Below are 13,830 nucleotides of genomic sequence, written 5' to 3'. Positions count from 1 at the left end.
TGAATTAAGAGAATTAAGATAACAAATAAAATATGAGCTGCCGACATTTACAACCGACAACTCATCCGCAAAGTGGTTGTAAAGGATTCTGTAGATCAAATCCAGCGTACCTGCAGGCGAAGGCTATACCGGCAGTCGCTAACAGAAGTAAGTAATATCGAGTGTGGCGTCCCATCTATGTAGTCGAGAGGTGTGAACTGAATGCTAGTCATTAGGATATTGATCGCACCGCCACCGAACAAACCAAAGTAATCTTGATCCAGAACTTCCAAAAAGCCCTGAAAACTTACAGGAACATAGAAAGGGAGGTCTCCTTCCGATAGCAATGCACCCGTTAATTGTGAATAACAGGTACCAGCAGGAGTATTCGCTTGGTAGTCATCATATTCTTCGTTAGATGAGTTAATCAGTATCTCAGAAATGCCAATAATATCCTCACCAACAGGGCGAAGCTGAATAGTAAGATCCGGGCCATCGCCTGAACTACCAAATATATCCCAGTGGTTTCCACTAGGGTTTCGACTCGGTATTTCCAATATTTCAATACTTTCAATAACAACATGATGAATGGGGGGATCAACAAAAACAGTTGTCTCTGGAACCACGCTGCCCAGATCATCGCCTAGCACGGTATCGTTACAGCTCGTAAAAAAAATACTTGCCAGCATCGCGACAATTGCGACAGCAGGGATACTTACTTTGAAAATTTTGAGAGGTGTCATTCTTAATGTTTTTTTGTACGTAAATACCTACCTTGGATTTACGTGAATATGATAGGTGGCCCAGCTGAACCTATGTCGGCTAGGCCACTAAAAATCAAGTTTACCAGAAACTCGACTATTGAGAACTAGTTCCGCACCAGGTACTCTCCGAGCACGCGGAGGTTGCGAGAGTCGACAATTTCAATACTATTAGCCCCGGTCAGTACATTACTGTAGAAAAGATCCGTAATGTCTACCCGGATTTCATTATTACCGGGGTAGGTAATCAAGTTGTCGTAAGATGTCGGTACACCGTACCGATCTACAACATTCAAGTGCAGACTCGGACGAGAACCTGTTGGTCCCCAATAGCCGATAATGGACCAGCGGAGTTCTTCTTCTCCTCCTTCCAAATTCACCTCATTATTGAAGCTATGGCATAGGATCAAGCGCTCGCTCACCGGCACTTCGTCAACCAAACTAGGTTCAATGCTACCGGTGATCTCATTGCGGATTTGCTCAAGCTCAAAGATCATCGACTCAATGAAGTACTGCGACACGCAAGTAGAGGTATTCAGCGCCATGCGCTCTGCCTCTTCTACCATGCCTTCTATTTGGTCGATGTAGCGGGAGAAGTCACTGTCAAGCTCTTCCTGTAGTTCAAGCAGAACATCGCGCCAGTTTATGCTTTCATCGATTATACCTTTACTGATATCATCCAGCCTTTCGATCGCTACATTAATCGACTTTGCTGTTTCCTTGATGTCTTTTCCAATGCTACAGCTAAACATTAGAAAGCAGATTGCTACGGCAATCACGGTTGCGAAAATTTTCATATACATTAATTTTATAAGGTAAAACGAATAAGAATTATTGGCCCATCAAACAGATTAAGCTCAGAGTTGAGGCCTGTTTTACGATCGATCGAACTCAAGCCTTGGATCAACTTCAGGCCCTTTGAAGGTTGCGAATCCAACGCCTGCGGAGAATCCACTGTAGGGACGGAAACTAACGCGATATCTGCTCGTAAAGAAAGAGGAGCAACAAAAAGGTTGATACCCTTGTAAAGTGGAATCTTGTACCCGATCGCACCAGTGAGTGACGCATGATATACCGCGTAAGTCGCTTTGGAATACGCGATGTATACGTCTTGGTGTTGAACCCAGTTATTCCGAGCACGATATTGCTCGTAGGTCACTGCCCCTACGACCTCCACGTAGAGCCTGAGTTTTTTTTGGCGATGGAAGAGATATTTTTGGACCCCACCTCCAACGGCTACGTACCAATCGTTTGTCCAACCGTTCTCACGGCCAAAGGCAAAACGAGTCTGGCCAAGAGCAGAACCGATTGATTCTTCCACAAAGGACTTAAGGCTCAGTGCGTGAATAGAAAGTTGGACAAAATGCTCTCTCCCATCTTGTGCCGTGGAGAAGTACTTCCGTACTGACACGGCCATATCAAAAGGGTTCTCAGGGCCTGGACCCAAGCCTACTCCCCAGGGGTCATCTAGTCCTTGGCCGGCGGCAGGTGTGCAGATCACAGTCAGTAAAGTCAGTACGGTCATAATAATCTTGAGGTTGTTCATAGATAATTAGTTTAGTAGTTGGAAAAATAGCGACCAGTACCGTTGCAGAGATTGCATGGTATTGGGCCCCAGTCTTTTGTTTCGTAACGTTCACCGTCCCCCTGGCAGCGGGGGCACTTGTTGTCAGTGCAGCTGAATGCCGCACCTTGTATACGTCCGTTGTAGTAGACTTTTACTGATGAGACACGATCATTCCAATCGCGGTAGTGTGAAAAATCCGGTTCATTGCTGGTGACTGTAAAAGTAGCACCACAAAAGTCCTTGTGTTCATAGAAGACCAACTTCCAGCCTGGTGGTACCGAACAGGAACTGATCTCATCACCCAATTGGTAGAAGTGTAAATTTTGGTGTGATTGGGAGATCGTACGTGATCGGCCCTGAAAGTAGTTGTCTTGGAAAACTCGAGGGTAAATTCCTGATTCTTCCTCCACCGTAAATTGCGACGATGGCAAAACTGAGTGCCCCATTATAATACTAAGGAGCGCCAGCTTTAATGCTTTTAATATATAAATCATGACGTAGAATTGATGTTAAAAATTCGTTTGCCATGAGTAAGATATTACGGTAAAATATACCTGAATCCCTATATTAGGTGTGATTCAAGCAATCATTCTTTGATAGTCTCGATATATTCTCTGAATGATGTGAATTATTCTTCTATATTTCTGAGTCCTCCTAGGTATTTGGTAGATCGCTAAACTGTTTCTTCCAACAAATTGCATCAAAAACACCCCCAAATCTGTCAAAACAGCTGAGTTTTTTCTAAGATTTATTTCCACTGGGCGTTAATTACTGATTATCAGCCCCTTAAAAAACAAGTTGTAACCCCAGCCGAGCCACAAGAAAAAAAGTCAATATTCGAAAGAGTGTTGGCTTTTTTCTGTTTAGGGAACTTGTGCTTTGGGGCGAGAAATTTATCCCTCACCTAATGAAGTCCAGTTGAGATACAGTGAGTAGACCCTAAAATCAAAAACTCCCCTTCACACCAACCATCAAACTTCCTTCTAAACGCCGGTATTCTGCCTGTTCTACAAAAGAGGGTGCTGTAGTGAGCCTTAGCATCTGCGAGCTATTTAGGTTGAATAGATCCTGTCCGAAGAGGCTAAGCGTGAGCCAGGTGTCCAGGTTATAATCTAACCGAAAATCTAATACCTGAAGATGGATGGAAGCACTAGCGATTCGATTGAGTTGCCAGTCATAATTAATAGAGCCATTCCACTTTTTGGATTTATGGCGTAGACCAACTCCCACTACCCAGGTATGCCAAACTTGGTTAATCGTTCCTTGTTTTTGTTCGGACCAATTATAAGAGCCTTGCAAATCGGCGTTCCATTGGCCTTTCCATAAGGAAGAAAAATGAGTACCAAGGCTCAAATTACGGCCATCAACATTTGAGAGGGCGCCGCGCTCTATGGAGGTAAGCATTGTTCTTAATCTCGTTTTCAATTGGTACTTTTTATTCCCAAAAGGCTGTGAATAGGACATGGCAATGGTACTGCTTTGCAACTTAGGAGCAAGGAAGATTTCACTCACCACAAAGTCGTTCTCAAAGCTATTGAACCGTGAAAGGGCATTGGTCTTCTCCTGGTAGTTGAATGTGCAGTTGATCGAAGACTTTTTATCTTTTTGCAAATTAAAGAAATAGAAATCCACTTGTCTAGTGCGGGAACTTTGCCCTGCTTCTAAGGCCGAAGAAACGACTTGTAAGTTGTCCTGGAGCTGGTAAAAATTGAAAGCGTTTCGCTGGTCGACGAACGCTTGCGTCTGTCGTAGAGAGACCCCGATAAACTTCACCAAACTCCAGCTGTGTTTGAAGCGAAAAAGGGGGTTTAACCAGGTACGCTGAAAAGTCTGATCAGATAGATCAAGGTTATTGTGCGCCAATTCCAGTTGCAGGTGCGTCAGCCAATGGTCTGTTTTGATGCCATACCGAATGCTTGGCTGCCAGTTTCTCCAGTTGGACGCGTAACTAGACGCGTTGTCGAAGCCAGGCAGTTGATCAAATTGGATGCTCCTACGAAGGTGGCCAAACTCAAGGTAGTTCTTGATTTCAAGCAGGAAGATATTGTGCTTATTTTCTAAAAACGAGGACAAAAAAACATTTACGCGTTGATCATCCAACCTTTGACCATAAACAGGCTCGCTACCGTTATCTTCAATAAAAGCAAGGTCAAGATGCTGGTCTTTTATATCTACCCCCGTACGGTGCCCCGAAGACCAGTTGGACGGATGCCGCATGTTCACGGATACTACTGGCGAGTAGTGCGAAGAACGGTCGGTACTGGTAAACTCAGAAAAGTAGGATGCTTCCCTAAAAATGCCGGCACGGGTATCCGCCGCTTGCTGTTCGTTGAACCGGGCGGTCATATCAAAGGCTAGTAGTAAATTTTTGGAGGGCTCGTATTTGGTCTGTAAGGTAAAAAAAAGCATAGGGAAGCGGGTCTGCCCCCTACCTTGCCCCGTGAAGGTGGCATTTTCGTCGAAGAATTGAGTGGCTATATTCGCCTGCTCTCTGGCTGTTTTCCAGACGCCAAGAATTGTTGCGGTCACCCTGGTCTTTTCGCCAATGTCGTTGTCTATACCGGCAGAGAAAAGGTGTTGGGTTTCTTCAAAAGCATTTACGTCTGGGAGTAGCGCCTTGGGGACCACCTCTACTTCTCCACTTTTTCCTCCGCCAATCGAACTCAAGTCTGGCAACATCCCCAGATATTCCAAAGGCTGAATAACGGCTGCTCCTATATTGTTGGAGCGAATGAAAGCCGACTCCCCGCTTTTCTCCCTTGCTCTCAATGCCTCTGCGCCTAATTGATATTTTTGGTTTGCTCCGCCCAGCGCTTCGGCTTTGCCGTTGACTTTACCCCGAGTCGCTCTTTTGAGTCCGATGTTCATGGCTACATCCGCAGAATGCCCTTGCGAGAAGCGCAAATGAAAGGGTTTGTACTCGTGGACAATTTGGATCTTTTCGATATCCTCTGCTCGTAAGCTCTCTATAGCCAAACTGTGCTGGTTGTTTAGGATATCTCGGCCTTCCACCCAGATCTGTTTGACCCGCTTGCCCTGGTACAGTATCTGATTGCTGGCACTGATTTCTATGCCTGGCATCCGGCTTAGCAGGTCACCTAGGGTAAGGTCTGTTTTGGTTCTGAAACCTTCTACGTCAAATGTCAATGTATCACCGCTCTCCCTAATAAAACTTTGCTCGGCCGACACGATCACTTCATCAAGTTGTTGGGTGCAATTTTCCAGTTTTACGGCTAAAAAAACCGTTTTATTTTCAGAGAAATCGACCTTTTGAAGAAAAGGCGAACAACCCAAAACCGAAACGATAAGATGAACGATGCTATAGGAAGTGTCGACTTCAATTTCAAAGAAATTTTCCCCCTCTAAAATGAGATAGTCTATCCGTTTGAAAGAAGCATCTGCTAATTCAACTTCTATGAATGACTTCTCCATTTCATCATCGCTTGAGACGATACCTCGCAGGGTATGCTGGCTATAGCCAAAGACACTAAAGCCTAAAATGGAAGCGAGAAAGATTAAATATCTGGCTGCATACATCTATATGCCTAGTTTTTCAACCACCCACTGTGTCCTTCCGCAGTATAGCTTAAAGGCATCCAGATTCGTGTCGGAAATTCATTATTGAGGAGCATGAACCATGCTGAATCAGGGTCCTCAGGCGGATAGCTCGGCTTTGGTGTTTTTTCCCATGGTTGAATTTGCCTCACTTTGTTTTCCAATGCTGCAAAAGGAGCTATGAATTTGATATCAACAGCTTTCGTAGTGTTTCCATCTCCCATGATGTGTTCTAAAACCAAACCGGGCAAATTACAGTGGTATTTTTTCCTGGAATGAATAGGACCATCTTTGTAAGGCAAGTCATTGGTAAACCAAATCTGATGAGTTTCTTTATTGATCACTACCGAAGCATAATGACATTCCAACCCCAATATTTTCTTGGTTTTAGTTTTGTCAATTTCCCAGTTTACTGCTTCATCACAACTTTCAAAATAAGCAAAATTGGCAGGTAGATTAGGGTAAATAGAGAGCTTTTGACCAGCAGCATAACCCCGTATGCTGATGATGGAGTATCGCCAGGCTTTGGCTTTATTGCCAGGAGATTCCACATAGACGGAATCAGTCGTAAAGATGCCAGCATGTTCATACAAACGCAAGGTGCTTCTTTCTTTTCCTTGTATGAATTCGATCCCATCTTTTTGACTGAAATAGGAAGAGAGGTGAGGCGAGCGCTGCAAGGGGTTATACGCATCAATATTTTCGTACACTATACATACCGGAGGAGTGCTTTGCTGACCTAATAATAAGCTGGTAAATAGTAGTAATAAAAAAGAGAGAATGTGTTGCATCGTTTATGGGGGTACTAAGAACTTGAAGATAGGCTTAATTTTAGCTTTCGCCTAATCTCTTTCCTCCACCATTCCCGTCAAGCAACGCGCCCTCGACCTTCTCGAAAAGCATGGCTTTGACTTTAGCTGGGGCAGCAACCCGCAGGCCAACAGAAACATCAAAACCGCTGTCTCCCTCGCTGGCCTGAATGAAGTCGTGCAGGAAGGTAATCCTGCTCCGCTCCGACACGAACTTATAATAGGGCGAGAATTTATACGATAATCAAAAAGCCCTCTCCAGCTTTTGTCAGGCTTATTACACTACACCTGTACAAGATTTAACCAAGACTAATATAAGTTCATTACATTTGATAGCGTTCGTCTTCAAAAACGCTCTCTAAACCTTGTTTTATGCCCCCCTACATCTCAAAGTATTTCTATTTATTCGTACTCTGTTTTCCAACTACTTTACTCAATGCTCAATACCTAGAGCAATACGAACAAGCAGACGAAATTTCTACGGGAGATACTTACGGTACCTTAGATTGGTCGATCAACTCGGAGGATGAATACATTTATACTGCCGGAAAAACAACATTTCGAGGATTTAAAGACACTTATGTCATCCGAAAACTAGACACCCTAGGTAATATCTGCTGGTCTTCCGCAGAGAGAGGATACTTCATTCCGACTTCTAATTTCTTGAGAGACTTCAACCTCTTCGACGACAACTACCTATATCTAGTAACCTCTGAAACAACCAATTCAGGGCCTAAGTATTTATGGAAGATTGATGCACTTGATGGCTCGTTAGCTTACAAGCAAGTTTTACCTGCTCAATTAGATCCTTCTGCAAATCGCAAGGTTATCCCTTTCAATGCGGATACACTCCTTTTTTCTTTTCGCCCGGCATCTTCTCCTAGCACTGGCTCCAAAGGAATTGCCTGGATCGACCGGACTACTGGCGTCACGCTGTCTATACAGGATATTCTTGCTCCACAAATAGAGAGTGATGTTCCAATCGTTGTGATTGATAATGATCGGCATCTGATTTTCAGCTCTGCTGATACCTTGTATAAGATGAACCCTTTTATTTCCGACAGTATCATCTGGAAGACTCCTTTACTTTCTCCTTACAGTAATAGTACCGTTTCTCCTCAATCACTCCATTATGCAGACGGAGAGAATGCCCTATACGTGGCGGGAATTATTGATAATTATTCCGAGGGGTTCGCAAGTCGCCTAAATACACTGACAGGTGAAATAGAATGGATGACATTCATCGAAAGTAACGATGATATTGATTTCAGTAATTACCTATTTGATCAAGCGCACTATTACGTTAACTGGCGACCATCTACTACTGGTAACTCCAAGGTTCTTGTAAACAAATTTGACAGAATTACAGGAGAGATCGTTTGGGAATCGGCCTCCAATTACGAGGTCGGTAATAACCGAGAACAAGCTGGCTTAGAGATGATACAGGATGATAATGCGCTATATCTAACAGGCTACTTCACCACTAGCCAGGGATACACCAACTGGGGCATGCTAAAATTGCAAAAATCAGATGGGGGATTGGTTTACTCGACGTTGATCACCAACATCCAACAAAGCATTGGCAGTCTAGGTATCGGCTTAAAGGTTCTGAATGACAGGGTAGCTTGTTTAGGAACAAAAAGGCTTGAGCAAAACCTTGGTCTTGCCACCGAGCAATGGGTGGAAATTGATAATGAAAATGGAGACATTCTACTTGAAAAAATCATCCCCGATACGATCCCATTCCCTTCAGCTATAGTAAATATCGAACAAGCTGGCCCCGGAATCTTAGCCATTCTACAACAACATGGCACCAAAGCCAAATTGAGCCTAAAAACCACCAATGGAGAAACCCAGTGGGATACGGTCTTCACCAGCCCTAACTATGCCAATTTCCAGCCCCAATACCTCGAAACCATTAATGATTCAATTCTATTCATTGGTGGAATTGGAAGCAATGACATTGAACTACTATTCGCCCCAGATCCCTACGATACTTATGAGCAGGAGATGAGGTTCTACATTTTCAACACCAATCAGCGAACCTTCATCAACTACGGACAAAACCTCCTAGGTAATTCAATCAGGCCGCTTAAAATTGTAGATATTCTTTGCGATCCTGGTACAAACAACTTGTTTATCTGTGGAGCACAATCGGATAATCTTAACTTATATCGCTTTGACTACGGGATAAACGTTCCTGCTATGTTATTAGCAGACCGAACCGCAGATAATGGAACAGAAACCAGTGAATGGATGACACATGCTCAACTTATGGTTGACGTTTCTCCTGATCATTTTCTCTTCATTTCGAAAAACAAATGGTACCGCGTTCCCAAAACGAACCTTTCCTTGTTGACGAGCTACCCTGGCACTGGTGCAGCTCGCCTACATCATATCGACACTTTTCCTGATGGGCGCTTTTTTGTCAATGGACGTATTGGCTATTCACCGATATCTTATATTATTGACCCATTAGATTGGGAGGAGATTCAATATGTACAAATATGCCAAGGCAGCTATGCTGCTAAAAAATGGGTACAAGGAGAGTCTGACAATTATATTTATTCCCTCTGTGCCGGAGAAAACAGTATGGCTGTCGCCAAGTACGATATCACAGCCAATTCAATTGTTTGGCAACAAGAAGTCTCTTCGTCTGATCCTTTATACACATTAGCAACGGTAACAGATATTACGTTTAATACCGCTGGCCAATACATAGCTATCACCGGTCACCGAAGATCAACAACAGGTGGAAAAGAGCAATTGTATTTTGCAACCCTAAATACAGATGGTAATATTACTTCTGCCATTAGCCACGAAGCCGTCGGTATTTTACAAAATGCCCGTGGTCTTGTTTTGCATAGTGATGCCAGCAGCACCGCAACGGTAATGGGAGGAACACTCAAACGGGCTCCTGGCCCAAGCGAAGCCGCTCTATTTTACATCAACGAGCTATCGTTGGAAAACCGGATCATTGCTAAGGTGTTTTTGGACTACAACCAAGATGGCTTACAGCAAACAGACGAACCTACCATTCCCGTTGGGGATTTCCTAATTGACAACCAACAACAACTATTTCCTAATCAGTTAGGATATATTCATCACCTAACGATACCCGGACTACATGAAGTCAGTTACCAACTCCCTGACCAATGGCAACTGACATCCGAATTTTTAACTTATGAAGTTGACCCTTACGACATTACACAGGAAACAGACACACTCTGTTTCGGCATTTCGCCTACGGAAGATAACGCGAACATCAGACCTTTCCTTAATGCAGAACAATTCATCTGTAATGAAGAAAATCAGGTTCATCTTCAATTCAAAAATATAGGTACTACAGCTACAGATGTACAAATTAGCCTTACTTACATTGGTGAATTTATTAACGCTGACACTCCTCCTGAAAATCAGCAAGCAGATACACTGTTCTGGTTGTATTCTGATATTCTACCTGGTACCACACAAACCAATACGATCACCCTACTTTCCCCCACTGCCCAGCAATTAGGAGAATTATTGACCTTAGAATTAACAGCCACCTGGTACGATACGGATGGCGTTACACTAATCGATACAACATTCAGGTACCAAGATATACTACTTTGTAGTTACGATCCTAATGATAAACAGGTTTCTCCAAAGGGAGAAGGACCAGCCAGCGAAATACTCAAAAATGAAGCGTTGTTCTACACCATTCGCTTCCAAAATACAGGTAATTTTCCCGCTCAGGATATTGAGATCATTGACGATCTGCACGAAGGCTTTGACTTACCGACTTTCGAATTCATTAATGCCAGTCATCCAATTACAGAAATAAAACGTGTAGACAGTCGTCTATTCTTTGTTTTTGAAGACATTTGGCTACCCGATTCCGTCAACAATGAACCCGAAAGCCATGGCTTCGTAAGCTTCAAGATTTCCCCTCAACCAAATCTGCCGGACAACTACGTAATCAACAATACGGCAAGCATATATTTCGACCAAAACCCAGCCATTGTTACAAATACCGTTACTAATACATTGGTAAATATTATTTCTAGTAATGAAGAAATCCCCCCTCCTACAAAGTCTAATTTTCTGGTTGCACCAAACCCTGTTACCAACGCTTTCTTTATTCGAAAATTGGCCGATGATGGAATCTCTTATCCATTAGTTCTCCATGATGCTAGAGGAAGAGTCGTACAGAGATGTACCCTCGTTGACAACGAAAAAGAAATAACAACCTCTACCTTGGCTGCAGGACTCTATTTGTTACGAATAGGTCATTTAGAAGTAATAAAGATCATCATAAAATAGTCCCCCTACTCTTCCTCCTCCGGAAACTCAAGCAGCAGCTGTATCCCTACCCCATCTCCCTCCTGCTCGCGTTCCAGGTTGGAGATCGACATGCCGAGGAGGCGCACCTCCCCTACTTCGGTGATGTTTTCTTCCAGTAGGGCAAAGACAACTTTGCGCAATTCATCCAGTTGGCGGACTTCACTATTAAATGAGCGGGAACGAGTAAAAACCTGAAACTCCGGCGTCTTCATTTTGATGGTAACGGTACGACCAAAATTTCGGGTCTTTTTCATGTAATCGAAGACCTTTTCCGTGAGGTAGGCCAGCTTTTCTTTCATGATCGGCAGCTCGCGGAGGTTATCCGAATAGGTACGCTCCGCCCCGATAGATTTCCGTATCCGGTTGGGATTCACGGGGCGTTCGTCTTGGCCGCGCACAATCCGGTAGTAGTGGCGGCCTGCTTTCCCAAAGCGTTTCACCAACTGTATTTCCGTTAGCTCCCGTAAGTGCTCTCCGGTACGGATGCCCATCCGTTGGAGCTTACTCGCCGTCACTTTGCCGATGCCGTGGAATTTCTCAATGGGTAGTCCACCCAAAAACGCCAACGCCTCGTCCGGCAAAATGACCTTCATCCCGTCGGGCTTATTGATATCAGAAGCGACCTTGGCTAAAAATTTACAGTAAGAGATGCCTGCCGATGCCGTCAGTTGCGTGCGTTCCAATATCTTGGCTCGTATCGCTTGCGCAATTAAGGTGGCAGAATGAGGCCCTAACTTCGGCTCAGTTACATCCAAATAGGCTTCATCCAACGAAAGCGGCTCTACCAAGTCTGTATATTCATGAAAGATTTCCCGAATCTGGCTCGACACCTCTTTATATACATCAAAACGATGGCGAACGAAAATCAGCGACGGGCACAACCGCTGCGCCGTCACACTAGGCATCGCCGAACGCACCCCATAGCGACGAGCTTCGTAGCTGGCCGCTGCAACTACCCCCCGCAAACCACCACCACCTACCGCAATAGGTTTACCCCGCAACGAAGGGTCATCCCGCTGCTCCACCGATGCATAAAAAGCATCCATGTCAATGTGTATTATTTTACGCGAGGTATCCAATCTGGAAAATTAGTATGAAGGGCTTTATCAACCTTAAATTGAACCATATAAGGGATTAGAAGGTCATCTAAGTCCTTTCAAAGGCGCTTATATGTTCTTTTATGAACTTATATGGTTCAAAATAAAACATAAAGTTAGCTATTTCGAGGTAAACTTCACTTATGCAAGAAAACCGGACCAGGTTAATAAGACCTTGTTTAGCTTCTCAAAATACTTAACTACTCCGATATTCTCTCGCCATAAGGCACGTCAAAAACCTTCCCTTCTTTGGCTAATGAGGTCTTAGGGAAAATCGCCTGTGCTTCGGTCAGCAAAGGGCTCAGGTCACCATAGCGGGGCGAGAAATGCCCTAGCACCAATTTTTTTACTTCACCTGCCAGGGCGACCTCCGCTGCTTGAGCAGCTGTTGAATGTCCTGATATTTTCGCTTGTTCTTTGAGCTCGTTCAGAAAAGTGGCTTCGTGGAATAAAATATCCACTCCTTTTATATAAGGTAGCAGCTCCAAATTTGGACAGGTATCACTTGCGTAAGCAAAAGAACGTGCACGTGGAGGATCGACGGTCAGCTCTGCATTGGGTATAAGCTTACCGTTAGCTTCTTGATAATCACCTCCTGCCTTGATGGCTGGAATATCCTTGTAAGGAATTTCGTACGCTTGAATAGCAGAGCTTAAAATAGTGCGAGGTCGTGGTTTTTCCTGGATAAGATAACCAACGGTAGGCACCCGATGGGAAAGTGGCAGCGTTTTTACAGTGACCACTTTGTCTTCAAAAACCAATTCCGGTGTTTGCTCAGGGTCAACAACAGTGTATTTTACTGGATAAGGCAAACCAGTATGGCTATGTTCGAAAACCGCTGCGAGGTAAGGTGCTAAACCAGGAGGACCAGCAATAGTTAAAGGAGTATTGCGCTGATTCAGGCCCCAAGACGTCAACAATCCCGGTAAGCCATAAATATGGTCACCATGAAGGTGAGAGATGAGAATAACATCAATACTACCCCACCCCAAGCCATTTCGCTGGAGAGCAATTTGAAGCCCCTCACCACAATCAATCAGGAATCCGGTTTTACCGGTTTTAAGATATTGCCCACTAGGCCAACGCCCCGGCACTGGGCCAGCAGCAGAAGTGCCCAGCGTCGTTAGCTTGAAATCCATCCTTTTTACTAATGATCGGCAGGAGCCTGATCACCGTCTTCCGCATTGATTTCTCGCTCCAATTCCTCCATAAAAACGAACTCAATCGACTCTTCAACCGTCGGAATAATCGACAAGACAGAATCAAGGCGAGAAATTTCAATCAATTTCTTCACACTAGGATGAGTTACACCCGTCAGAATGAACGACCCAAGTGGTTTCCACAAGCGGTTTGCTGTCAAGATGGCACTGAGGCCAGAAGAGTCAACATACTGAACTTGCGAAAGATCGAAAATAAGGTTACGCACTCCTTCGTTGGCGAAAATAACCAATTCCGACTTCAACTTCGGTGCCAATATAGAGTTTAGGTTCTCCTCTGAGAGTTGAAAAACCGCGTACTTGTCTTTTTTGTCTATGCTGTACTTCATTAATGCTGAACTTTGCTGATACGGTATCTTGGTGAAACCGCAAGACGCAAATGTAAGCAAGAAAAAGCTGCCGGCCAATAGGCAAAGTAAATTAAGTTTATGTTAATCTGTCAACCAGCCGCCCTTTTTACCGCCTAATTGGCAGTTATTAGTGTAATTTTTAAACGTGGCACCATTTTTTCTGTTAAGT

The 13,830-nt window shown here is 44.1% G+C and carries 10 protein-coding genes; 1 reads left to right on the top strand and 9 read right to left on the bottom strand.

The genetic code is table 11. From position 1 onward, the window contains the following. Positions 1 to 95: 95 nt before the first annotated feature. The 6 genes from ACRBG0_RS21650 to ACRBG0_RS21625 form a co-directional block, all read right to left on the bottom strand. Positions 96 to 722 carry a hypothetical protein gene (locus ACRBG0_RS21650; protein WP_431488934.1) on the bottom strand — a complete coding sequence of 209 codons (627 nt, stop codon included), beginning with the start codon at positions 720 to 722 and terminating at the stop codon, positions 96 to 98. A 125-nt stretch (positions 723 to 847) separates the two neighbouring features. Further along, on the bottom strand, positions 848 to 1,537 hold the full coding sequence (locus ACRBG0_RS21645; protein ID WP_431488933.1) for a hypothetical protein: 690 nt from the start codon (positions 1,535 to 1,537) through the stop codon (positions 848 to 850). A gap of 11 nt (positions 1,538 to 1,548) precedes the next feature. Next, a complete protein-coding gene (locus tag ACRBG0_RS21640) occupies positions 1,549 to 2,286 on the bottom strand; it encodes a hypothetical protein (RefSeq protein ID WP_431488932.1) in 738 nt (245 codons plus the stop codon). Between the two features lie 11 nt (positions 2,287 to 2,297). Beyond that, complete coding sequence (locus tag ACRBG0_RS21635; RefSeq protein WP_431488931.1) at positions 2,298 to 2,801, bottom strand: beta/gamma crystallin-related protein; 504 nt, start codon at positions 2,799 to 2,801, stop codon at positions 2,298 to 2,300. 451 nt (positions 2,802 to 3,252) lie between these two features. After that, positions 3,253 to 5,844, bottom strand: a complete 2,592-nt coding sequence (locus ACRBG0_RS21630; protein ID WP_431488930.1) for a hypothetical protein — start codon at positions 5,842 to 5,844, stop codon at positions 3,253 to 3,255. A gap of 8 nt (positions 5,845 to 5,852) precedes the next feature. Beyond that, positions 5,853 to 6,653, bottom strand: coding sequence for a GLPGLI family protein (locus tag ACRBG0_RS21625; protein ID WP_431488929.1), 801 nt, complete (start codon positions 6,651 to 6,653; stop codon positions 5,853 to 5,855). Positions 6,654 to 7,043: 390 nt separating this feature from the next. Between ACRBG0_RS21625 and ACRBG0_RS21620 the strand changes: the two genes are divergently transcribed. Continuing rightward, positions 7,044 to 10,976: a T9SS type A sorting domain-containing protein gene (locus ACRBG0_RS21620; RefSeq protein WP_431488928.1), complete on the top strand. Its 3,933-nt coding sequence runs from the start codon at positions 7,044 to 7,046 to the stop codon at positions 10,974 to 10,976. 5 nt (positions 10,977 to 10,981) lie between these two features. Here the strand turns inward: ACRBG0_RS21620 and dinB are convergent, their stop codons facing one another. The 3 genes from dinB to ACRBG0_RS21605 form a co-directional block, all read right to left on the bottom strand. Continuing rightward, positions 10,982 to 12,076 carry a DNA polymerase IV gene (gene dinB, locus ACRBG0_RS21615; RefSeq protein WP_431488927.1) on the bottom strand — a complete coding sequence of 365 codons (1,095 nt, stop codon included), beginning with the start codon at positions 12,074 to 12,076 and terminating at the stop codon, positions 10,982 to 10,984. Between the two features lie 218 nt (positions 12,077 to 12,294). Further along, positions 12,295 to 13,233: a ribonuclease Z gene (locus tag ACRBG0_RS21610; RefSeq protein ID WP_431488926.1), complete on the bottom strand. Its 939-nt coding sequence runs from the start codon at positions 13,231 to 13,233 to the stop codon at positions 12,295 to 12,297. An 8-nt stretch (positions 13,234 to 13,241) separates the two neighbouring features. Further along, positions 13,242 to 13,640, bottom strand: coding sequence for an STAS domain-containing protein (locus ACRBG0_RS21605; protein ID WP_020534175.1), 399 nt, complete (start codon positions 13,638 to 13,640; stop codon positions 13,242 to 13,244). Positions 13,641 to 13,830: the final 190 nt, after the last annotated feature.

Source organism: Lewinella sp., from assembly GCF_050633125.1.
Taxonomy (GTDB): Bacteria; Bacteroidota; Bacteroidia; order Chitinophagales; family Saprospiraceae; genus Lewinella.
The sequence above is the reverse complement of the archived record's forward strand: the minus strand, read 5'-3'. Positions and strand labels throughout refer to the sequence as shown.

Excerpts from the sequence above, each read along its gene's own strand:
- ACRBG0_RS21650 (WP_431488934.1), bottom strand. The coding sequence starts at position 722 with ATGACACCTCTCAAAATTTTCAAAGTAAGTATCCCTGCTGTCGCAATT.
- ACRBG0_RS21645 (WP_431488933.1), bottom strand. The coding sequence starts at position 1,537 with ATGAAAATTTTCGCAACCGTGATTGCCGTAGCAATCTGCTTTCTAATG.
- ACRBG0_RS21640 (WP_431488932.1), bottom strand. The coding sequence starts at position 2,286 with ATGAACAACCTCAAGATTATTATGACCGTACTGACTTTACTGACTGTG.
- ACRBG0_RS21635 (WP_431488931.1), bottom strand. The coding sequence starts at position 2,801 with ATGATTTATATATTAAAAGCATTAAAGCTGGCGCTCCTTAGTATTATA.
- ACRBG0_RS21630 (WP_431488930.1), bottom strand. The coding sequence starts at position 5,844 with ATGTATGCAGCCAGATATTTAATCTTTCTCGCTTCCATTTTAGGCTTT.
- ACRBG0_RS21625 (WP_431488929.1), bottom strand. The coding sequence starts at position 6,653 with ATGCAACACATTCTCTCTTTTTTATTACTACTATTTACCAGCTTATTA.
- ACRBG0_RS21620 (WP_431488928.1), top strand. The coding sequence starts at position 7,044 with ATGCCCCCCTACATCTCAAAGTATTTCTATTTATTCGTACTCTGTTTT.
- ACRBG0_RS21610 (WP_431488926.1), bottom strand. The coding sequence starts at position 13,233 with ATGGATTTCAAGCTAACGACGCTGGGCACTTCTGCTGCTGGCCCAGTG.
- ACRBG0_RS21605 (WP_020534175.1), bottom strand. The coding sequence starts at position 13,640 with ATGAAGTACAGCATAGACAAAAAAGACAAGTACGCGGTTTTTCAACTC.